Source organism: Azoarcus sp. CIB (genome assembly GCF_001190925.1).
In the GTDB taxonomy this organism is placed as follows: Bacteria; Pseudomonadota; Gammaproteobacteria; order Burkholderiales; family Rhodocyclaceae; genus Aromatoleum.
The window spans coordinates 4416633-4435500 of the sequence record NZ_CP011072.1 but is presented as its reverse complement, the minus strand read 5'-3'; the positions used below and the strand labels follow the sequence as shown (position 1 = coordinate 4435500).

Genomic DNA, 18868 nt, shown 5'->3' with positions numbered 1-18868 from the left:
CATGCCGCACTTCCCCGCCCCCGTCGAATCCCGCCTGCCGAACGTCGGCACCACGATCTTCACCGTGATGTCTCGCCTCGCGCAGGAATGCGGGGCGATCAACCTGTCACAGGGATTCCCGGATTTCAACGCTGAGGACGTGCTGTTCGAGCGGGTCGCGCACTGGATGCGCGCGGGGCACAACCAGTACGCACCGATGGCTGGCGTGGCACCGCTGCGCGAGGCGATCGCGGGCAAGGTGGCCGCCCTCTACGGCACGGAATACCACGCCGAGGCCGAGGTCACCGTGACGGCCGGTGCGACGCAGGCGCTGTTCACCGCGGTCGCGGCGCTGGTGCATCCAGGCGACGAGGTCATCGTGTTCGAGCCGGTGTACGACTCGTACGCCCCGGCGATCGAGCTGCAGGGCGGTCGTGTCGTACGCATGCACCTGACTGCCCCCGACTACCGGCCGGACTGGGGCGCGGTGGCCGAGGCGATCACGCCGCGCACGCGCATGATCATGATCAACAGCCCGCACAACCCGACGGCGACGGTGTGGACGGCGGGCGACATGGCGCGGCTGGCGGCGCTGACGCACGGGACGGGCATCGTGATCGTCTCGGACGAGGTCTACGAGCACATCGTCTTCGACGGCCGGCGTCATGAGAGCTGCGCCCGTCATCCGGAACTGGCCGCGCGCAGCCTCATCGTGTCGAGCTTCGGCAAGACTTACCACATCACCGGCTGGAAGGTCGGGTACGTTGTCGGGCCGCGTGAGCTGATGGCGGAATTCCGCAAGGTGCATCAGTTCAACGTGTTCACCGTGAATACGCCGGTGCAACTCGCGCTGGCCGACTACATGGCGGACGCCTCACGTCACGAGAAGCTCGCCGCCTTCTACGAGGGAAAACGCGACTTCTTCCGCGATGCGCTCGCCGGCTCGCGCTTCGAGCTGCTGCCTTCGTCCGGTACCTATTTCCAGCTCGCGCGCTACGGCGCGATCTCCGACGAACCCGATACCGCCTTCGTGCAGCGACTCACGCGCGCGACGGGCGTCGCGGCGATTCCCGTGTCCGCCTTCTTCGCCGACGGCCGCGACGAGCGTGTGATCCGCTTCTGCTTCGCGAAGAACGAGGCGACGCTGGCGGCAGCCTGCGAACGCCTGCGGCAGGTCTGACGCGGGCCGCGTGCTAAACTCCTGCGGCTCATATCCCGCTCACGTCCTTCATCGTGCGAAACCTGCTCCTCTTCGTCCTCGTTCTGGTCGGCATCTGGTGGGTGCGTCGTGCCCTGAACCGGTCGCGTGACGGGAGCGGGTCGGCCGGAAAGCAGGCCGGCGAGGGCCGGAAAGGCGCGCTCGAACGCATGCTCGGCTGTGACCATTGCGGTGTGCACGTGCCGGAAAGCGAAGGCGTTCGCGACGGGGAGCTCTTCTTCTGCTGCGAGGAGCATCGCCGGCTGGGCGCGCGTCACCGGGAATCCTGAGGATGCAGGCCGCCGCGGACGAACGCCGTGACCTCGAGCGCAGGGGGCCCCTGCGCTACCTGAACCTCTTCCGCCTGATCCTCGCCGGACTCTTCGTCGTCGCGGGCCTCGAGCTCAATCTGGGTTCGGATGCCCCGCAAGTCTTCAACGCCGCGGCATTAGCCTATCTCGCCGCCGTGCTGGCGCTCGGATTCCCCGATGCGGCGCGGCGTTTTGGTGTCGACCGCGTCATCACCCTGCAAGTCGTCATCGACATCGGCGTCCTCTCCGCGATGATGTGGGCCAGCGGCGGCTACCGCAGCGGCATGCCGGTGCTGATGATGGTGGTGCTTGCCGGGGCCGGCCTCGTTGCGCAAGGGCGCATGGTGCTCTTCTACGCCGCGCTCGCGACGGTCGCAGTCCTGGCCGAGAACGTCTGGCGGCAGATCGCCGGCGAGCGGGCGGCGGACTTCGTGCAGGTCGCTTTCGTCTGCACCGCCTTCTTCGGCATCGCGATCACGGCGCGCTTCCTCGCGCTGCGCGCGAAGGCCAACGAATCGCTGGCGGTGCAGCGCGGCGAGGCGCTCGCCAAGCAGCAGGCCGTCAACGAGCGCATCATCCACGACATGCAGGACGGCGTGCTGGTGGTTGCCGCGGACGGCGTCGTCAGCCAAGCCAACCCGCGCGCCGCGGAGCTGCTGGGGCTGACCAGCGTCGATGGTCTGCGGCTGACCGACGTTGACGAGAATTTTGCCGAAGTGCCTGCCTGCTGCAGCGTTCCCGAAGGCAGCCTGCGCCGCCTGGGGCCGGGTGGCAAACTGCTGCGTTGCCGTGCCGTCGGCGCGCAGGACGACATCGACGGGCAGGGCGCCGTGGGCGGCGAGACGGTGATCTATCTCACCGATTTCGAGGAAATCCAGACCCATATCCAGCAGCTCAAGCTGGCCGCGCTGGGGCGCCTCACGGCCAGCATGGCGCACGAGATCCGCAATCCGCTGTCTGCCGTCACGCAGGCGGCCGAACTGTTGACGGAGGAGAAGCGCGGTGAAGTTCAGGTACGCCTCGTGCGCATCATCAACGACAACGCCCGCCGGATCGAGCGGATGATCCGCGACGTGCTGGCGCTGGGACGGCGCGAGGAGACGGTGCCCGAGGCATTGCCGCTGGCGTCCTTCGCGTGCGGCCTGCTCGACGAGTTTGCCCTGAGCGGCGGTGCCGAGCGCCAGGTCTTCGCGCTGGACATCCCCGGCGACGCCACCTTCGCGATCGACCGGGCCCACATGCACCAGATCCTCGACAACCTGATCGGCAACGCCCGCCGCTACTGCTCGGGTGCGCCCGGTTCGGTGCATGTGTATGCGCGCGTCGAGGGCGGCGGACGGGTCGCCGTGCATGTCGTCGACGACGGCCCCGGCATCGCCGAGGCCGACCGCCCGCGCCTGTTCGAACCCTTCTTCACGACGCACCCCAAGGGTACCGGGCTGGGCCTCTACATCTCCCGCGAGCTGGCCGAAGCCAATGGCGCCACGCTCGAAATGCGCGACAATGCGCCCGGCGCCCATTTCGTGCTCACCGGACGGAGTCAGCCATGAACACACCCGAACGACGCAACCGCCCTGCCGGAATCGACGTCCTGGTCGTCGACGACGAGGAGGACATCCGCGAAGTTCTGGAGCTCTCGCTGCTGCGCATGGGGCTCGCGTGCGATACGGCCGGGACCGTTGAGGAGGCGCGTCGCCTGCTCGGCGAGAGAAACTACCGCCTGTGCCTCACCGACATGCGCCTGCCCGACGGTGACGGCCTGGAGCTCGTCGCGCACATCCAGTCGCACGCTCCGGGCCTGCCCGTCGCGGTGATCACCGCCTTCGGCAGCATCGAAACCGCGATCCGCGCGCTGAAGTGCGGCGCCTTCGATTTCGTCACCAAACCCGTTGAACTCAAGGCCCTGCGCGAGCTGGTCAGCCACGCGCTGAAACTGCAGAGCGCGGCGGCACCGACGCCCGGCGCCGGCGGCACGGCGCGCACGCTCATCGGCAGCTCCCCGGCACTGGAGCACCTGCGTGCGCAGATCGCCAAGCTCGCGCGCAACCAGGCGCCGGTCTTCATCCAGGGCGAATCCGGCACCGGCAAGGAAGTGATCGCCCGCCTCATCCACGATCTGGGGCCGCGCGCGTCGGCTCCGTTCGTGCCGGTCAACTGCGGCGCCATTCCGCCCGAACTCATGGAAAGCGAGTTCTTCGGTCACCGCAAGGGCGCCTTCACCGGCGCCGTATTCGACAAGGACGGCCTCTTCCAGGCTGCGCGCGGCGGCACCCTGTTCCTCGACGAGGTCGCCGACCTGCCGCTGGCGATGCAGGTGAAGCTGCTGCGCGCGATTCAGGAGCGTGCGGTGCGCGCCGTCGGTGCCCACACAGAAGAATCCGTCGACGTCCGCATCCTGTCCGCCTCGCACCGCGACCTCGCGCAACTCGTCGCCGACGGCAAGTTCCGCCAGGACCTCTACTTCCGCATCAACGTCATCACGCTGCGGGTGCCCCCGCTGCGCGAACGCCCGGAGGACGTCCCCGAGCTTGCCGGGCACATCCTCGCGCGGCTCGCCGAGCGCGACGGCGTCCCGCCGCACCGCCTGGCGCCCGACGCCAGCGCCGCGCTGAAGCAGCACGCCTTTCCCGGCAACGTTCGCGAACTCGAAAACCTGCTCGAACGCGCCTGCGCGCTATGCGACGGCGACGAAATCCGTGCCGGCGACATCGACCTGCATCCGACCGAAGGCATTGCCCAGCCTTTCCGGGCACTCGGGGCGGCGGACTCGTGCGTCGTTGATCCGGATGTCGATAGCAACGAGGACGGCGAGGACGAGCGCGTACGGATTCTGCGGATGCTCGACGAGACCCGCTGGAACCGCTCCGAGGCTGCGCGGCGCCTGGGGATGACACTCAGGCAGTTGCGCTACCGCTTGCAGAAGTGGGGGATGGAGTAAGAGAACAGGAGGCAGATCGCGGCTGCCCGTCCCTTTGTTTGTTTGCTGATTGCGCCGGGACACGCTCCGGTTTCCCGGTGATAGACTTGTCCCATGCGTCTTACCGACCAACAGCGCTTGCAGATTCGAAACGCTGCCGCCCGTGTGCTGGGTGAGCAAGCGGAGGTGTGGTTGTTTGGCTCCCGCGTGGACGACGCCGCGCGGGGGGGCGATATCGATCTGTACGTCGAACTGGATGGCGACGCGGCTGAAGTCCTGGAGCGGCAATTGCGGTTTTACGCGAGTCTGCAGCGCGAACTCGGCGAGCAGCGGATTGACATCGTGGTGCACCGAAGGGGAACTCCCTTGCGTCCGATCGACCGTGAGGCACTGCGCCAAGGGGTCAGGCTGTGAACGGACCGGCGGCACGTCTTTGGTACCTGCTGGAACTGGTCGGGCGCGAGGAGGTGCACCTTCTGGGCGTGTCCTCGCGTCTGTTCGGCGGTTGCGGGCAGGTCACTGCGGCATGGCTCGAAGGCGTCCTCGCTGCGCCGGAAGGGATAGACCGGCTCGAATCTTTTGTCGGCAAGTTTTCGCGCATGCAAGACACGATGATGGACAAGCTCTTGCCGACCTTTCTCGTGGCGATTGGCGAGCGCAGCAGTACCGCGTTGGACAACCTCAACCTCGCCCATCGGCTGAATTTCGTGACCGACCCCGAGGCTTGGCTGGGGATGCGCATGTTGCGCAACCGCCTTGTGCATGAATATGTCGACGATTCCGCGGAACTTGCCGCCGCACTGGGCAAGGCGCGCGAACTCGCCGGCGAGTTGAGCAAGACTTTCCGCGCGATTCGTGATTATGTGGCGCGCAATCTGCCGCGCCGCGAGGAATAGAAAGCCTCCATGGCTGCTCGATGACGGGCGCGAGGCTTGGTTGGCGATCGCTGACCTGAAGATCGTCCACGGCAAGGTCGCGTCCCGCGCGATCTTCGATCACGCGGCCTTGCGCTCGAACATCCCTCTCGCGGCAGCCATCCCCCGCAGGTACTTGATCTGCCGTGCTGTGCACAATTGCAGCAGGCTTGCCGGAGCACCGACCGCACTGCCGAATTGCCGCATCAAGCTCGTAGTGCAGGTGATGAACTGATCGGGGGTGATGCCGAGCCGGTCGAGCAGTTTGGATGTTTGTATCGGGATGGCACCGCGCTTGTCGGAACGCAGGCAGCGCCCTGCGGTCTCGACGAGTTCGAGGTAGTCGTCAAGGGCAAAGGGGATCGCCGCGTACAACCGGGCCGTGGCATCAAAAGGCATCAAAGGCTGTTTGGGCAGCGAGGTGAATTTTGTCTCGCTGCGCGGCCCCGCCGATGAATCAGGGGCTCCGGCAGCGCGAGGGGGTGCGAGGGCGGAGGCGGCAGGCGAAGCGGTCGTCGCGGAAATGGTGGAGGGCGGGCGCGTCAGGTCGCCGATGCGTTCCGCGACGGAGGTGAACGCCGAGCGTTCGGGCGTGTCGGCCATTTGTGCGCGAATAGGGTTCAGATCGACATAGGTCATGGCCGACAGGATGGCCTGCTCGTCGAGTAGTGCCTGGCTCTTGAAGCGGCCTTCCCAGAAGCGGCCCGTGACTTCGTCCTCCGCGTTGGCTTGTCGCGCAATGGATTCATTGAGCATCCGCATGAACCACGACAAGTCATGCAGCCGCGCACGGTATTTTTCGGCGATTTCTTCAATGGCGCGCAAGGTGGCAGCGTCCAGCGTGTTGCCACGACCTGCCAGGAAGGATCGCACTGCAGGCGGGCCGTCGAAGAGTTGCGTCCAGCGTTGCAGGACCTCGTCGCGGCTCCAGCTGGTGGCGCGCTCGGCGTCGACGCGCACCACGAGATGGTAATGGTTGCTCATGACCGCATAGGCCGCGACATCGATGGCGAACACGGCGGAGAGTTGCTTGACTCGATCGACGATCCAGCCTCGGCGATGCTCGAAGCAGCGATCGGAGTAATGGTCCTTGCCGCACAGGAACGCGCGCCGCACGCAGCGTGAGACGACGTGGTACCAAGGGGTGTCGGCTAACGAAACAAGGGCTGAGCGGGCGCGAGTCACGGGGGGTCTCCTGCTTATGCCGTTAGCGTAACACGGTGCAGGAGACAAAGTGGGTGTCCCTTTGTTTCGTGAGACGACGTGGTACCAAGGGGTGTCGGCTAACGAAACAAGGGCTGAGCGGGCGCGAGTCACGGCGGGTCTCCTGCTTATGCCGTTAGCGTAACACGGTGCGGGAGACAAAGTGGGTGTCCCTTTGTTTAAGTGGGAAACAAAGTGGGTGCCCCTTGGTTCCCTCGTCCAAAAAGCAGAAGGGGCCGCCGAGGCGGTCCCTTCTTTCATGCGGCGGAAGGCGCTTCGCTTTTCCGCCCTACGCTAGCTTTGTTTCCTTCTTTCAATGAAAAAGACCGCCGCAGCGGTCTTTTTCGGTGTTGCCAAGTCAGGCTAGTAGGAAATCGAGTCTGACCCCCATTTAATTCCTTTCTAGCTTAACGGCAGGTTGCAGGCAGGTGCTTCGTCTCGCCAGCCGTTTTGGCGCACGCCCAAGTGAGCGGGTCGTCGGTCGACGCGCCGGGCGTGGGGGTCAGCGTAAATGCCGGATCGACCGCTGCGCCTGTAGCCTGAGTGACTACAGTGATGACGCCCGTTGCATCCGTAATGTCGACCGATTTGACGTTCGTCGTACCGCTAAACGCAAAGCCGCTATTGGCTGCCGTGACGTTGGCGAGGCCACCGAGCGCAGCCGCGGTTTCGGCAACGGCGAGTTTTGCCGGCGCGGCTTGGACCAAAGCCTCCGAAACACGCGCCCGGATCGTGTAATCCTGATACGCCGGCAGCGCCACAGCAGCCAAAATACCGATAATCGCCACAACGATCATCAGTTCGATCAGGGTAAAGCCTTGCTGGACCTTTTTCATGATGCGCTCCTTGATGGAAACCACGGAAAACCCGCTTGGTATCCCTAACGCAACGGCTGTGCCAGCTTCCGCGAAGTCCGCGCCTGCCACGTCCGGAATCCACGAAACGCCCACAAACACAAGGACATGTCGCCGTTCCACGTCCGCCGGCGGTGCTTCCTCCTCCGTCTGTATCCGTGAAAATTGTCACAATTTACGTCAAGCCGGGACAAAGGGCGCCGGGTTCGTTGTCAGGATTTGACAATGTCACGCGGTCGTCCGGGACGTTGTCCAGTGCGTGTCACCTGAGGCGCCGTCGCTTGCTTGTTGTCTAAACGTTTTGGCGTTAAAGTGCAGAATCATTCGGGAGTAATGGACATGGCCTCGGTACAAGCACGCGCCACGGTATATATGGATCCTGCCTTGCACAGGGCGCTGCGCCTGAAGGCGGCGGCCACGCACCGTTCGATTTCGGACATCGTTGCCGATGCAGTGCGCGAATCGTTGCGCGAGGATGAGGAAGATCTTTCCGCGGTGGCGCAACGCGTCAAAGAACCTTCGTTGACCTATGAGGCGTTTCTGGCGCAGTTGAAGGCGGATGGAACGCTTTGAGCTTCGCTTCAAGCGATCCGTGGCGAAGGACTTGCGGGGAGTTCCGCGCGAAGGCGTGAACCGCATCCTCGCCCGCGCGGAGCTCCTCCGCGACAATCCCCGTCCGCCGGATAGCGAAAAGCTCGCGGGCCACGAGTTGTATCGGGTGCGGCAGGGCGACTACCGTATCGTGTATTCGATCGACGATGACACGGTAGTGGTCGAGGTCATCAAGATCGGTCACCGGCGCGAGATCTATCGCGGGTTGTGAATTGTCAGAGGGGAATCGGGCGACGAGCAGGTCGATCGAGAGCCGAGCGCAGATACGGGAAATGGGGTCAGACTCCAATTTCCGCCACGAAATCGACCTCCAGTCAGGCCGCCTGAGCTCCCCACTGCGCGGTGATGCGCCCGAATTCGGTCGAGAAATCTGCGCTGACGGGCCCGATCTGCAGCGTCTGCCAGCACGAGTCTGTGAGCCGGCGCGCAGCGGCGTAAAGCATGCCAGTTAGCTCGTGCAGCGCATTGAAATGCTCGGCAATGTCGTCGTAGTCCGTTTCATAGTCGTGCGCCGCAAGATTGCGTGCGGCACGGCTGCGTTGCCAATCGGAGGTGGAGTCGATTACGCCCAGTTTCTCGAAGTGCGCCAGTACCCTCAGGAAGCTGTCCGTGGGCTCCCCCATCAGCAAGGCGCTATGCCGCATTGCGGCAGCGAGGGTGTCCTGCAGTTTGGCGAAGCGCTCGTTGATCGCGGCCAGCGACTCGAACAGGGCGACATCTTTCTTGCGGATTACCAGCTGCGCACCGGCGAGAGGCCAGGCGTGTTTCGATTCCGATTCGTGCAGGAAGAACACACAACGCTGGATCGCTTCGAGCAAATTGGCCAGGTGCTTGCGTTCGGCTTCGAGCAGATCGTGGCTCAACGCGGGGACTCCAGTCTGACGGCGCGTGCCATTGCCAGCGCCTGGAATGGGGTTGCTTCGGTGTTGCGCGCGCAGGCGAGAATGTCGACCGGGATGTCCAGGGCGGCTTCCAGGCGGAGCTTGAGCTCTGCACGTTGCAGCAGGGGCCGTCGTTCAGCGGTTTCCACGAGGACGTCGAGGTCACCGCCGCGGCGGTCGTCGTCCAGGCGCGAGCCGAAAACGCTGACCGTGACGTCGTCTCCCATCACTTCGTGGGCGATGCTCAGAACGGTGGCAATTTGTTCGGGAGAGAGGCGCATCGGCGGGGTCACGAGTCGGCAAACGCAGCTTGGTGCGGCAGATGGTGAGTCGAATCCATCATACCGCGTGCTGCCGCTGTTCGCCGACTCGATCTCCCGATTCCAGCTCCCGCCGCAGCCGCCACTCCTTCACTAGCGCATAGATCGCCGGAATCACGCCCAGCGTCAGCACCGTCGAGGACAGCATGCCGCCGACCATCGGGGCGGCGATGCGGCTCATGACCTCGCTGCCGGTGCCCGTGCCCCACATGATGGGCAAGAGACCCGCGATGATCGCGACCACCGTCATCATCTTGGGGCGGACGCGCTCGACGGCGCCTTCCATGATCGCGTGGTAGAGGTCGTTGGCGTCGGGTTGGCGGCCTTCGGCGACGCGTTTGGCGCGGATGGCTTCCCAGGCGTGGTCGAGGTAGATGAGCATGACGACGCCGGTTTCGGCGGCCACCCCCGCGAGCGCGATGAAGCCCACCGCGACCGCGACGCTCATGTTGTAGCCCAGCCACCACATCAGCCAGATGCCGCCGACGAGCGCGAAGGGGACCGAGAGCATGACGATGAGGGTCTCGGTGAGGCGGCGGAAGTTGAGGTAGAGGAGCAGGAAGATGATCGCGAGCGTCAGCGGGACGACGACGACGAGCTTTTCCTTGGCGCGCTCCATGAATTCGAACTGGCCGCTCCAGGTGGCGTAGTAGCCGGGGGGGAAGTCGACCTTTTCCGACACGGCCTTGCGGGCGTCGGCGACGTAGGAGCCGATGTCGCGGTCGCGGATGTCGACGAACACGTAGGCGGCGAGGAGCGCGTTTTCGGTGCGGATCGCGGGGGCACCCTTGGTGAGCGAGACCTTGGCGAGCTGGCCGAGCGGGAGGTTGCCGCCGGCCGGGAGCGGCACGAAGACTTCCGATGCGATGCGGCGCGGGTCGTCGCGCAGGTCGCGCGGGTAGCGCACGGCGACGGTGTAGCGTTCCAGGCCTTCGACGGTGGTGGTGACGGGTTCGCCCCCGAGGGCGGTGGCGACGACCATCTGGAAGTCGTCGACGGTGATGCCGTAGCGCGCGAGCTGGGCGCGGTCGGGCGTGATGTCGAGGTAGAAGCCGCCGGTGACGCGCTCGGCGTAGGCGCTGGTGGTGCCGGGCACGTCGCGCACGGCAGCTTCGACTTCGCGGGCGAGGCGCTCGATGACGGCGAGGTCCTTGCCGAAGACCTTGACGCCGATCGGCGTGCGGATGCCGGTGGAGAGCATGTCGAGGCGGGCCTTGATCGGCATGGTCCAGGAGTTGGCAACGCCGGGGAACTTGAGCGCGGCGTCCATCTCGGCGATGAGCTTGTCGGTCGTCATGCCGGGACGCCATTCGGACTCCGGCTTGAGGTTGATGACGGTCTCGAACATCTCCAGCGGCGCGGGGTCGGTGGCGCTGTTGGCGCGGCCGGCCTTGCCGTAGACGGATTCGACCTCGGGGAAGGTCTTGATGATGCGGTCGGTGGTCTGCAGGAGTTCGCCCGCCTTGGTGACCGACATGCCGGGCAGCGACGCAGGCATGTAGAAGAGGGTGCCTTCGTTGAGCGTCGGCATGAATTCGGCGCCGATGCGGGTGGCGGGGAAGATCGTGATCGCCATCGAGATCGCAGCGGCGATCAGGGTCAGCCAGCGGTGGCGCATGACCCACGCGATGATGGGGCGGTACAGCCAGATCAGCGCGCGATTCACCGGGTTCTTCGCCTCCGGCATGATGCGGCCGCGGATGAAGAGCATCATCAGCACGGGCACGAGCGTCACGGACAGCAGTGCCGCGCCGGCCATCGCGAAGGTCTTGGTGAAGGCGAGCGGCGAGAACATGCGGCCTTCCTGGCCTTCGAGCGTGAACACCGGCAGGAAGGAGACGGTGATGATCAGCAGCGAGAAGAACAGCGCGGGGCCGACTTCCTTGCAGGCGCGGATCATCGCTTCGGCGCGCGCGGAATGCGGTGCGTCGTCGGGGACCTGTTCGAGGCGCTTGTGGGCGTTCTCGATCATCACGATCGCCGCGTCGACCATCGCGCCGATGGCGATCGCGATGCCGCCCAGGCTCATGATGTTGGAGCCGAGGCCGAGGGAATGCATCGCGATGAAGGCGATGAGGATGCCGATCGGCAGGGTGATGATGGCGACCAGCGCGCTGCGGACGTGCATCAGGAAGATGATGCACACGGCGGCGACGATCACGCTTTCTTCGATCAGCGTCGTCTTGAGGTTGGCGATCGCGCGTTCGATCAGCGTCGAGCGATCGTAGACCGGGACGATGGAGGTGCCTTCGGGGAGGCCCGCGGAGATCTCGGTGATCTTGGCCTTGACGTTGGCGATCACCTCCAGCGCGTTCTGGCCAAAGCGCGCCATGACGATGCCGGAGGCGACTTCGCCCTCACCGTTGAGCTCGGCGATGCCGCGCCGCTCGGCCGGCACCATCTCGACGCGCGCGATGTCGCGCACCAGCACCGGCGTGCCGCCCTCGCTCTTGAGCACGAGGTTGCCGATGTCTTCGGCGTTCCTGAGGTAGCCGCGGCCGCGCACCATGTACTCGGTTTCGGCCAGTTCGACGACGCGCCCGCCGACGTCGCGGTTGGAGGCGCGGATGACCTGTGCGACGCGGTCGAGTGGGATGGCGTAGGTGGCGAGGCGGTGCGGGTCGACGGTGACCTGGTATTCCTTGACGAAGCCGCCGAGGCTCGCGACTTCGGCGACGCCGTGGGCCTTGGTGAGCTGGTAGCGCACGTACCAGTCCTGCAGGCTGCGCAGCTCGGCGAGCGAACGGTCCTTGCCGGTGAGCGCGTATTGATAGACCCAGCCGACGCCGGTCGCGTCCGGGCCGATCTGCGGCGCGACGCCGGCGGGCATGCGGGCGGCGGCCGAGGACAGGTACTCGAGCACGCGCGAGCGCGCCCAGTAGATGTCGGTGCCGTCCTCGAAGATTACGTACACGTAGGACGCGCCGAACATCGAGAAGCCGCGCACGACCTTGGCCTTGGGCACCGCGAGCAGCGCGGTCGTGAGCGGGTAGGTGACCTGATCCTCGACGACCTGCGGCGCCTGGCCGGGGAAGTCGGCGTAGACGATGACCTGCACGTCGGAGAGGTCGGGCAGGGCGTCGACGGGGGTGTTCTTCAGCGCATAGAGGCCTGCGGCGCTGACGAACAGCGTCGCGAGCAGGACGAGGAAGACGTTGCGCGCGGACCAGTCGATGAGGCGGTTGAGCATGCTGTTTGTCCGGTAGTCGAGTATCTAACGTCTGCTCGGGCACGAAGTTCCTCCCCCTTCAAGGGGGGAGGTTAGGAGGGGGATGGGTTTCGGCGGCGTCTGCTTAACCCATCCCCACCCCAGCCCTCCCCTTGAAGGGGAGGGAGTGACCGCGCAGGATTCAACCTGAAATCACGTAACTGCACCTACGGTTATCAATGCCCCTTGTGGTCACTAACTGCGGCGGGTTCGATGCGCGTGATCGTGAATTCGCCCGACGTGCGCTGTTCGAACTCGAAGCGGATCGGGGTGCCCGGGGCGATGTTCTTGACGACCTCGGGCGAGGCCAGGTTGAAGTCCATCGTCATCGGCGGCCACTTCAGCGCGGGGATTGCGCCGTGGGTGATGCTGACGGTGCCGGCGGAGGTGTCGATCGCGTCCAGGGTGCCGTCGGCGGAGTAGTGCTGCACGGCAGCGCCGCCGTCCTTGCCGGCGGTGAATGTCGCGAGCGCGGCGCGCAGGTTGCTTTCGGCATCGATCAGGAAGTTCGCCGACACGACGACGCGCTCGCCGGCGGCGATCCCTTCGATGATCTCGATGTGATCGCTGCCGCGGCGGCCGACCTTGACCGCCTTCGGCAGGAAGCGACCTTCGTCCTGCGCGACGAGCACGACCTGGCGCTCGCCGCTGTCGATCATCGCGGAGGCGGGGATGGTCAGCACGGGGGCGGCCTTGCCGGTGGCGACCTCGGCGTGCGCGAAGAGGCCCGGGCGCAGGAGGCCTTCGGGGTTTGCGAGTTCGAGGCGGATGGACACCGTGCGGGTCGCTGCGTCGAGCGTCGGATACAGGTAGGCGACCTTCGCCGGGAAGCTGCGTCCGGGGAAGGCGTCGAGCGTCACGCTCGCCGACTGGCCGGGTTTTACGCGCGCGAGGTCGCGCTCATACACGTCGGCGAGCACCCAGACGCTCGACAAGTCGGCGATGCGGTAGAGCGCCTCGCCGGGCATGAAACGCATGCCTTCGACGGCCTTCTTCTCCAGCACGATGCCGTTTGCGGGCGAGGTGAAGGTGAGCCGTCCGTTACCGGCTTTCGCCCCCTCGGGCAGCTTCATCTGCCAGTTCGAGACGCGTGCGCGGGTGGCGTCCGCGAGGCGGCGGGCCGATTCGGCTGCTTCCGGGTCGGCGGCGGCGTCGCGTTGCAGGCGTTCGGCGATCTGCAGTTCGCTGCCGGCCGACACCAGTTCCGGGCTGTACACGGAGAACAGCGCCTGACCGCGGCGTACCGGGTCGCCGCTGGCGCTGACGTGCAGGCGTTCGATCCAGCCTTCGAAGCGGGGCGCGACGTCGACGGTGGTGCGCTCGTTGATGGCGACACGGCCGACGACGCGGACGGGCTCGTCTAGCGCGCGCAGCTCGGCGATCGCGGTGCGCACGCCCAGCGTCTGCAGGCGCGACGGGCTCACGGTGACGGCGCCGGTGTCGTCGGCGCCATCGTCCTCGCCTTCATATACCGGGATGTAGTCCATGCCCATGGCGTCCTTCTTCGGCTCCGGCGAGGTGTCGGGCAGGCCCATCGGGTTGCGGTAGTACAGGATCTTCTTGTCGCCCGTGTTTTCCGCGGGCGCCGTGGCGTCGGCCGACGTGGCGGGGGCGGGGGCGGGATGGTCCGCGTTGCGGGTGCCGGCGAAGTAGCCGGCGGCGAGGGCAAGGGCGACCGCGGCGGCGCCGGCGGCGAGTTGTGCGGCGGGCTTCACAGGGCTTCTCCGACCAGTTTCTCGATTTCGTACAGGGCCATGCGCGCCTCGACTTCCGACTGCAGCAGGCTCATGCGGGTGTCGACCAGCTGGCGCTCGGCTTCGAGCACCGCGTCGAAGTCGGCGCGGCCGGTCTCGAAGGCTGTGCGCGTCGCGTCTCGCGTCGCCTGCGCCTGCGGCAGCAGCGTGGCGCGGATGAGGCGCTGGCTTTCCCGGCTGCTCGTGTAGTTTGCCCAGGCGCCGCCGAGCTCGCCCGCGAGGCGCGCACCGGTTGCCTCGCGCTTCGCGTCGGCGGCCGTGAGCATGTGGGTGGCCTCGCGTTCGCGGGCGCGGCGCGCGGATTGCTGCAGCGGGATCATCACCTCGAACATCAGGTCCCAGGATTGGTCCTCGCCGCGCGGGCGGTTGTTCGTGACGCCGATCGTGTAGTCGGGGTAGCGGTCGGCCCAGGTGCGTTCGCGTTCCAGGCGGGCGGCTTCGATGCCGCGCTCATCCGCCGTGAGGGCGGGGTTGGTGCTGCGGGCGCGGTCGACGAGGGCAGGAAGGTCTAGTGTGTCGGGCAGGGCGGGCGGTTCGGCGGGAGCCGCAAGCGGCGCGTGCGGGGCGCGCGCGAGCAGGCCGTTAAGGGCCGCGCTGGCGCCGCGACGGCGCTGTTCGATGCCGACCTGCGCGAGGCGCTGGCTGGTGATCTCGCGCTGGGCGCGCAGCACCGCCTGCTGCGGGGCGAGGCCCTGGCGGTAGCGTGCGAGGGTGGCTTCCTCGAGGCCGCCGAGCAGCGCGAGCGATTCGCGCGCGAGGGTGGCTTCGCGGTCGGCGGCGTAGTAGCGCAGCCAGGCCTGTTTGATGGTCATGGCGAGATCCAGCCAGGCGGCGTCGAGTCCGGCCACGGCCTGCTCGGCCTTGGCGGCGGCGGTGCGGCTCTGCAGGTCGCGCTTGCCCCAGCCCGGCAGCGGCTGGATGAAACGGTAGCGGGTCTCGCCGACGCGGCCGGGCACCAGCGTCGTGCCGCCGCCGCGCATCTCGTTGGTGAAGTCCATCAGCTCGACCTGGACGTTCGGGTCGGGCAGGGCGCCGGCAGAGGCTATGCGCTCGCGGGCGGCTGCGCTCTCGGCGCGCTGGGCGGCGAAGGCGGGGTTCGTGCTGCGGGCGTGTTCCAGAAGGCCGGCGATGTCGGCGCCGAGGGCAGGGGTCTGATTCACCGCAGGAGCGGTCGGAGTGATCGGGAAAGTTCGGGCTAGTGGCGGGGCGGCGTCCTGGGCATGGACCGTCGTCGCGAGGGCCAGCAGGCTTGCGACCAGGAGCGAGGCCGGCGCGTGCGGCCGGCGCGTTCTCGCGTTGGACGAGTTCATCATCGGGACTCCGCGAAGGCGTTGTTGTTTGGGGCGGCGGGGCTGCCGTCACCTTGTTCCTCCCCCTTCAAGGGGGAGGTTAGGAGGGGGATGGGTTTCCGGCGGACCGGCTCTAACCCATCCCCACCCCAGCCCTCCCCTTGAAGGGGAGGGAGTGACTGTGCCGTGCTCAACCGGATATCACGTGATTGCTTGCCGAGTTAATAGTCAGTCGCCGGAAGCGGCCCCCTACTTGGCGACTTCGAGTTGCGTGACGCTGAACACGCCGTCGACGCGTTCGGCGGTGAAGCGGATCTTGTCGCCGGCCTTGACCTTGTCGAGCATCGCCGCGTCGGCGGCGCGGAAGGCCATCGTCATCCCCGGCATGCCGAGGTTCTCGAGCGGGCCGTGGGCGATCGTGATCTTCGCGGCCGCCTTGTCGACTTTTTTGACCGTGCCCTCGCTCATCCGCGCAGCGGAGGCGTTCGTCGGTGCGGCGTTCTGCGCCATGTGGTGACTGTGACCGGCGTCATGGCCGCTTTGCGCGAACGCCTGTCCCGTCGAGGCGGCGAAGAGGCCCAGGGTCGCGATCAGAAGCGTGGTTTTCATCGGGAGAGCTCCATGCATGGCAGGAATGGGGTCAGTATGAAAAGGGCGTGAGGACAGAAAGCTGACTCCGGGGTTACATCTTTGTAATCTTGATCCGCACCCGGTGGGGGCGGGCACAATGCGATCCGTGGTGTGATGGTGGCAAGGAGCCAGTGGTGAAGATCCTGATCGTCGAAGACGAGGCCAAGACCGGCGATTATCTCAGGCAGGGCCTGGTCGAGGCCGGCTTCGTCGTCGACCTCGCGCGCGACGGCATGGATGGGCTGCACCTCGCGCTGACCGGCGAGTACGACCTGATGGTGCTCGACGTGATGCTGCCCGGCCTGGACGGCTGGAGCGTGCTGCAGACGGTGCGCCGCGCGGGGCGCGAGATGCCGGTGCTGTTCCTGACCGCGCGCGACCAGGTCGAGGACCGCGTGCGCGGCTTGGAGCTGGGCGCCGACGACTACCTCGTCAAGCCCTTCGCGTTTTCCGAGCTCCTCGCGCGCGTGCGCACGCTGCTGCGCCGGGGCAAGTCGAAGGAGCCGGAGACGCTGCGCGCGGCTGACCTCGAGCTGGACCTGCTGCGCCGGCGCGTGACGCGGGCGGGGCAGCGCATCGATCTGACCGCGAAGGAGTTCGGCCTGCTGGAGCTGCTGCTGCGCCGCCAGGGCGAGGTATTGCCGCGCTCGCTGATCGCCTCGCAGGTGTGGGACATGAACTTCGACAGCGACACCAATGTGATCGAGGTCGCGGTGCGCCGCCTGCGCGCCAAGGTCGATGACCCGTTCGAGCCCAAGCTGATCCGCACCGTGCGCGGCATGGGCTACGTGCTCGAGGCGCCGTGATGCCGCGGCTGTCGCTGACGCTGCGCCTGACGCTGCTCTTCGGCGGGCTCTTCGCCGCGGTGCTGCTGGGCCTGGGCATTTATATCTCGGCGACCGTCGAGCGCCATTTCGAGGAGGGCGACCTCGTCGAGCTGCATGGCAAGCTCGAACTCGCACGCTCGGTGCTCGCGCAGGTGGGCGAGGAGGCGGATTTCGCGAACGTCGCGCAGCAGCTCGACAGCGCGCTGGTGGGGCACCACAGCCTGTCGATCGCGGTGTTGAGGGACGAGGGCCGCGGCGAGATCCTGTTCGCGTCGTCGGGGGCGGACTTCCCCGCGCAGGCGGCGCGGATCGACCCAGGCGCCGATGCGGCCGTCTATCCGCCGGCGCGCACCTGGGAACAGGGCGGGCACATCTACCGCGGCGTGGTCGCGAGCGCACGCACGGGCATCGCCGGCGCCCCGGCGGCGCGCGTCGTGGTGTCGATGGACATCGAACATCACCGCAGCTTCATGCGCGACTTCGAGCGTTCGCTGTGGTTCGCGGTGGCGCTGGCGATCGTCGCGACGGGCCTGCTCGGCGCGGTCGCGGCGCGCGGCGGGCTCGCGCCGCTGCGCAAGATGGCGGAGGTCGCGCGCGGCGTGTCGGCGCAGCGTCTCGCGGCGCGCATCGACACGCGCAGGCTGCCGGTGGAGTTGGAGGCGCTGGCGGGCGAGCTCAACGCGATGATGGCGCGGCTGGAGGAGGGTTTCCGGCGGCTGAGCGAGTTCTCGTCGGACATCGCGCACGAGTTGCGCACGCCGGTGAGCAACCTGATGACGCAGACCGAGGTCGCGCTCGGGCGCGCGCGCAATGCGGACGAGTATCGCGAGATCCTCCTGTCGAACCTCGAGGAGTACGAGCGGCTCGCGCGCATGATCGCCGACATGCTGTTCCTCGCGCAGGCGGACAACGGCCTGCTGCCGCGGCCGGCCGAGACGCTGTCGCTCGCCGGGGAGGCGGGCGCGCTGGCGGAGTTCTACGAGGCGCTGGTCGAGGAGAAGGGCCTGCGGCTGGCGGTGGCGGGCGACGCGTGCGTGCAGGGCGACCGGCTGATGCTGCGGCGCGCGGTGTCGAACCTGTTGTCGAACGCGCTGCGGCATTCGGCGTCGGGTGGCGTCGTGCGCATTGCGATCGACACGGCCGGGGGCGAGGCGCGGCTCGCGGTGAGCAACCCCGGCGAGGCGATCCCGCCCGAGCATCTCGCGCGCATCTTCGACCGTTTCCATCGCGTCGACCCGGCGCGCACCCGCCAGGGCGACGGCGCAGGACTGGGGCTCGCGATCACGCGCTCCATCGTCGAGGCGCACGGCGGCCGCGTCGGCGTGGAATCCGCCGGCGGCCTCACCACCTTCACGCTGTATCTGCCGCTCGCGTCCGCCGATGCGCGATTCGCGGCAGCCGGTGCGCGCGGGGCGGAACCTCCGTCTCCCGCAGCCGGCCAAACGTCGGCAACCGTCTGAATCCGAGGAAGATCATGAAGTCGCATACCCCGTCCCGTCCCGCCCGCCGTCCCCTCGCCTTGGTCGCCACGCTGGCGCTGGCCGCCGCGTTCGCCGCGCCGGTGTTCGCCGCCGGCGAGGAAGTGGTGATGTACAAGGATCCCAACTGCGGCTGCTGCGGCAAGTGGGCCGAGCACATGCGCGCGGCGGGTTTTTCCGTGAAGGAGGTCAAGAGCTCCGACATGGGTACGATCAAGCGCGAGGCGGGGGTGCCTCAGGCGCAGGCCTCCTGCCATACTGCCAAGGTCGGCGGCTATTTCGTCGAAGGGCATGTGCCGGCAGCCGACGTGAAGCGCCTGCTGGCGGAGAAGCCGAAGGTCGCGGGCATCTCGGCGCCGGGCATGCCGCAGGGTTCGCCGGGGATGGAAGGAACTTTCCCGGCGGACCGCTACGATGTCGTGAGCGTCACCGCGGACGGCAAGACCCGGGTCTTCGCCAGCCATTGAGCCTTCATTGAGCCTCGTTGAGCCCC

General features: G+C 67.0%; 19 protein-coding genes. 11 read left to right on the top strand and 8 right to left on the bottom strand.

Features of this window, described 5'->3' with window-relative positions; genetic code table 11:
- Position 1 precedes the first annotated feature (1 nt).
- The 6 genes from AzCIB_RS19870 to AzCIB_RS19845 all read left to right on the top strand — a co-directional run bounded on the left by AzCIB_RS19870 (position 2) and on the right by AzCIB_RS19845 (position 5301).
- Positions 2-1159, top strand: coding sequence for a pyridoxal phosphate-dependent aminotransferase (locus tag AzCIB_RS19870; RefSeq protein WP_050418478.1), 1158 nt, complete (start codon positions 2-4; stop codon positions 1157-1159).
- Positions 1160-1212: 53 nt separating this feature from the next.
- The gene (locus AzCIB_RS19865; RefSeq protein WP_050417483.1) at positions 1213-1467 is read left to right on the top strand and encodes a PP0621 family protein; all 255 of its coding nucleotides are present in this window, start codon (positions 1213-1215) and stop codon (positions 1465-1467) included.
- 2 nt (positions 1468-1469) lie between these two features.
- A complete protein-coding gene (locus tag AzCIB_RS19860; RefSeq protein ID WP_157058538.1) occupies positions 1470-3038 on the top strand; it encodes a sensor histidine kinase in 1569 nt (522 codons plus the stop codon).
- Positions 3035-4426, top strand: a complete 1392-nt coding sequence (locus AzCIB_RS19855) for a sigma-54-dependent transcriptional regulator (protein WP_050417482.1) — start codon at positions 3035-3037, stop codon at positions 4424-4426. The genes AzCIB_RS19860 and AzCIB_RS19855 overlap by 4 nt, the downstream gene beginning before the upstream one ends.
- A gap of 93 nt (positions 4427-4519) precedes the next feature.
- Positions 4520-4819 (top strand): nucleotidyltransferase domain-containing protein, encoded by a 300-nt coding sequence (locus AzCIB_RS19850; protein WP_050417481.1) that lies wholly within the window; start codon positions 4520-4522, stop codon positions 4817-4819.
- The gene (locus AzCIB_RS19845) at positions 4816-5301 is read left to right on the top strand and encodes a hypothetical protein (protein ID WP_050417480.1); all 486 of its coding nucleotides are present in this window, start codon (positions 4816-4818) and stop codon (positions 5299-5301) included. Before AzCIB_RS19850 ends, AzCIB_RS19845 begins: the two co-directional genes overlap by 4 nt.
- A 99-nt stretch (positions 5302-5400) precedes the next feature.
- Here the strand turns inward: AzCIB_RS19845 and AzCIB_RS19840 are convergent, their stop codons facing one another.
- Positions 5401-6504: a transposase gene (locus AzCIB_RS19840; protein WP_050417479.1), complete on the bottom strand. Its 1104-nt coding sequence runs from the start codon at positions 6502-6504 to the stop codon at positions 5401-5403.
- Positions 6505-6929: 425 nt separating this feature from the next.
- A complete protein-coding gene (locus AzCIB_RS19835) occupies positions 6930-7358 on the bottom strand; it encodes a pilin (protein ID WP_050418476.1) in 429 nt (142 codons plus the stop codon).
- 357 nt (positions 7359-7715) lie between these two features.
- Between AzCIB_RS19835 and AzCIB_RS19830 the strand changes: the two genes are divergently transcribed.
- Complete coding sequence (locus tag AzCIB_RS19830) at positions 7716-7949, top strand: RH3 domain-containing protein (protein WP_050417478.1); 234 nt, start codon at positions 7716-7718, stop codon at positions 7947-7949.
- Entirely contained in the window at positions 7936-8199 is a 264-nt protein-coding gene (locus AzCIB_RS19825; protein WP_050417477.1) for a type II toxin-antitoxin system RelE family toxin, read from the top strand. The genes AzCIB_RS19830 and AzCIB_RS19825 overlap by 14 nt, the downstream gene beginning before the upstream one ends.
- A 103-nt stretch (positions 8200-8302) precedes the next feature.
- Here the strand turns inward: AzCIB_RS19825 and AzCIB_RS19820 are convergent, their stop codons facing one another.
- The 6 genes from AzCIB_RS19820 to AzCIB_RS19795 form a co-directional block, all read right to left on the bottom strand.
- Entirely contained in the window at positions 8303-8851 is a 549-nt protein-coding gene (locus AzCIB_RS19820; RefSeq protein ID WP_050417476.1) for a hypothetical protein, read from the bottom strand.
- Entirely contained in the window at positions 8848-9150 is a 303-nt protein-coding gene (locus AzCIB_RS19815; RefSeq protein ID WP_050417475.1) for a hypothetical protein, read from the bottom strand. Before AzCIB_RS19815 ends, AzCIB_RS19820 begins: the two co-directional genes overlap by 4 nt.
- Before the next feature lie 58 nt (positions 9151-9208).
- Positions 9209-12379, bottom strand: coding sequence for an efflux RND transporter permease subunit (locus AzCIB_RS19810; RefSeq protein ID WP_050417474.1), 3171 nt, complete (start codon positions 12377-12379; stop codon positions 9209-9211).
- Between the two features lie 194 nt (positions 12380-12573).
- Positions 12574-14112, bottom strand: coding sequence for an efflux RND transporter periplasmic adaptor subunit (locus AzCIB_RS19805; protein ID WP_050417473.1), 1539 nt, complete (start codon positions 14110-14112; stop codon positions 12574-12576).
- Positions 14109-15461 (bottom strand): TolC family protein, encoded by a 1353-nt coding sequence (locus tag AzCIB_RS19800; RefSeq protein ID WP_050418475.1) that lies wholly within the window; start codon positions 15459-15461, stop codon positions 14109-14111. Before AzCIB_RS19800 ends, AzCIB_RS19805 begins: the two co-directional genes overlap by 4 nt.
- 228 nt (positions 15462-15689) lie before the next feature.
- The gene (locus tag AzCIB_RS19795; RefSeq protein ID WP_050417472.1) at positions 15690-16049 is read right to left on the bottom strand and encodes a copper-binding protein; all 360 of its coding nucleotides are present in this window, start codon (positions 16047-16049) and stop codon (positions 15690-15692) included.
- A gap of 155 nt (positions 16050-16204) precedes the next feature.
- On the opposite strand from AzCIB_RS19795, the gene AzCIB_RS19790 reads away from it, so the two are divergent.
- Genes AzCIB_RS19790 through AzCIB_RS19780 form a run of 3 tightly spaced genes read left to right on the top strand, consistent with a single transcriptional unit; the run spans position 16205 to position 18842 of the window.
- The gene (locus AzCIB_RS19790; protein WP_050417471.1) at positions 16205-16876 is read left to right on the top strand and encodes a heavy metal response regulator transcription factor; all 672 of its coding nucleotides are present in this window, start codon (positions 16205-16207) and stop codon (positions 16874-16876) included.
- Entirely contained in the window at positions 16876-18357 is a 1482-nt protein-coding gene (locus tag AzCIB_RS19785; protein ID WP_050417470.1) for a heavy metal sensor histidine kinase, read from the top strand. The genes AzCIB_RS19790 and AzCIB_RS19785 overlap by 1 nt, the downstream gene beginning before the upstream one ends.
- Positions 18358-18371: 14 nt before the next feature.
- Positions 18372-18842: a DUF411 domain-containing protein gene (locus AzCIB_RS19780; protein ID WP_050417469.1), complete on the top strand. Its 471-nt coding sequence runs from the start codon at positions 18372-18374 to the stop codon at positions 18840-18842.
- Positions 18843-18868 lie beyond the last annotated feature (26 nt).

Bases quoted from the DNA above. Each gene is read 5' to 3' on its own strand.
- AzCIB_RS19870 (WP_050418478.1), top strand. From the start codon at position 2: ATGCCGCACTTCCCCGCCCCCGTCGAATCCCGCCTGCCGAACGTCGGC.
- AzCIB_RS19860 (WP_157058538.1), top strand. From the start codon at position 1,470: ATGCAGGCCGCCGCGGACGAACGCCGTGACCTCGAGCGCAGGGGGCCC.
- AzCIB_RS19855 (WP_050417482.1), top strand. From the start codon at position 3,035: ATGAACACACCCGAACGACGCAACCGCCCTGCCGGAATCGACGTCCTG.
- AzCIB_RS19850 (WP_050417481.1), top strand. From the start codon at position 4,520: ATGCGTCTTACCGACCAACAGCGCTTGCAGATTCGAAACGCTGCCGCC.
- AzCIB_RS19835 (WP_050418476.1), bottom strand. From the start codon at position 7,358: ATGAAAAAGGTCCAGCAAGGCTTTACCCTGATCGAACTGATGATCGTT.
- AzCIB_RS19830 (WP_050417478.1), top strand. From the start codon at position 7,716: ATGGCCTCGGTACAAGCACGCGCCACGGTATATATGGATCCTGCCTTG.
- AzCIB_RS19825 (WP_050417477.1), top strand. From the start codon at position 7,936: ATGGAACGCTTTGAGCTTCGCTTCAAGCGATCCGTGGCGAAGGACTTG.
- AzCIB_RS19815 (WP_050417475.1), bottom strand. From the start codon at position 9,150: ATGCGCCTCTCTCCCGAACAAATTGCCACCGTTCTGAGCATCGCCCAC.
- AzCIB_RS19810 (WP_050417474.1), bottom strand. From the start codon at position 12,379: ATGCTCAACCGCCTCATCGACTGGTCCGCGCGCAACGTCTTCCTCGTC.
- AzCIB_RS19800 (WP_050418475.1), bottom strand. From the start codon at position 15,461: ATGAACTCGTCCAACGCGAGAACGCGCCGGCCGCACGCGCCGGCCTCG.
- AzCIB_RS19795 (WP_050417472.1), bottom strand. From the start codon at position 16,049: ATGAAAACCACGCTTCTGATCGCGACCCTGGGCCTCTTCGCCGCCTCG.
- AzCIB_RS19785 (WP_050417470.1), top strand. From the start codon at position 16,876: ATGCCGCGGCTGTCGCTGACGCTGCGCCTGACGCTGCTCTTCGGCGGG.
- AzCIB_RS19780 (WP_050417469.1), top strand. From the start codon at position 18,372: ATGAAGTCGCATACCCCGTCCCGTCCCGCCCGCCGTCCCCTCGCCTTG.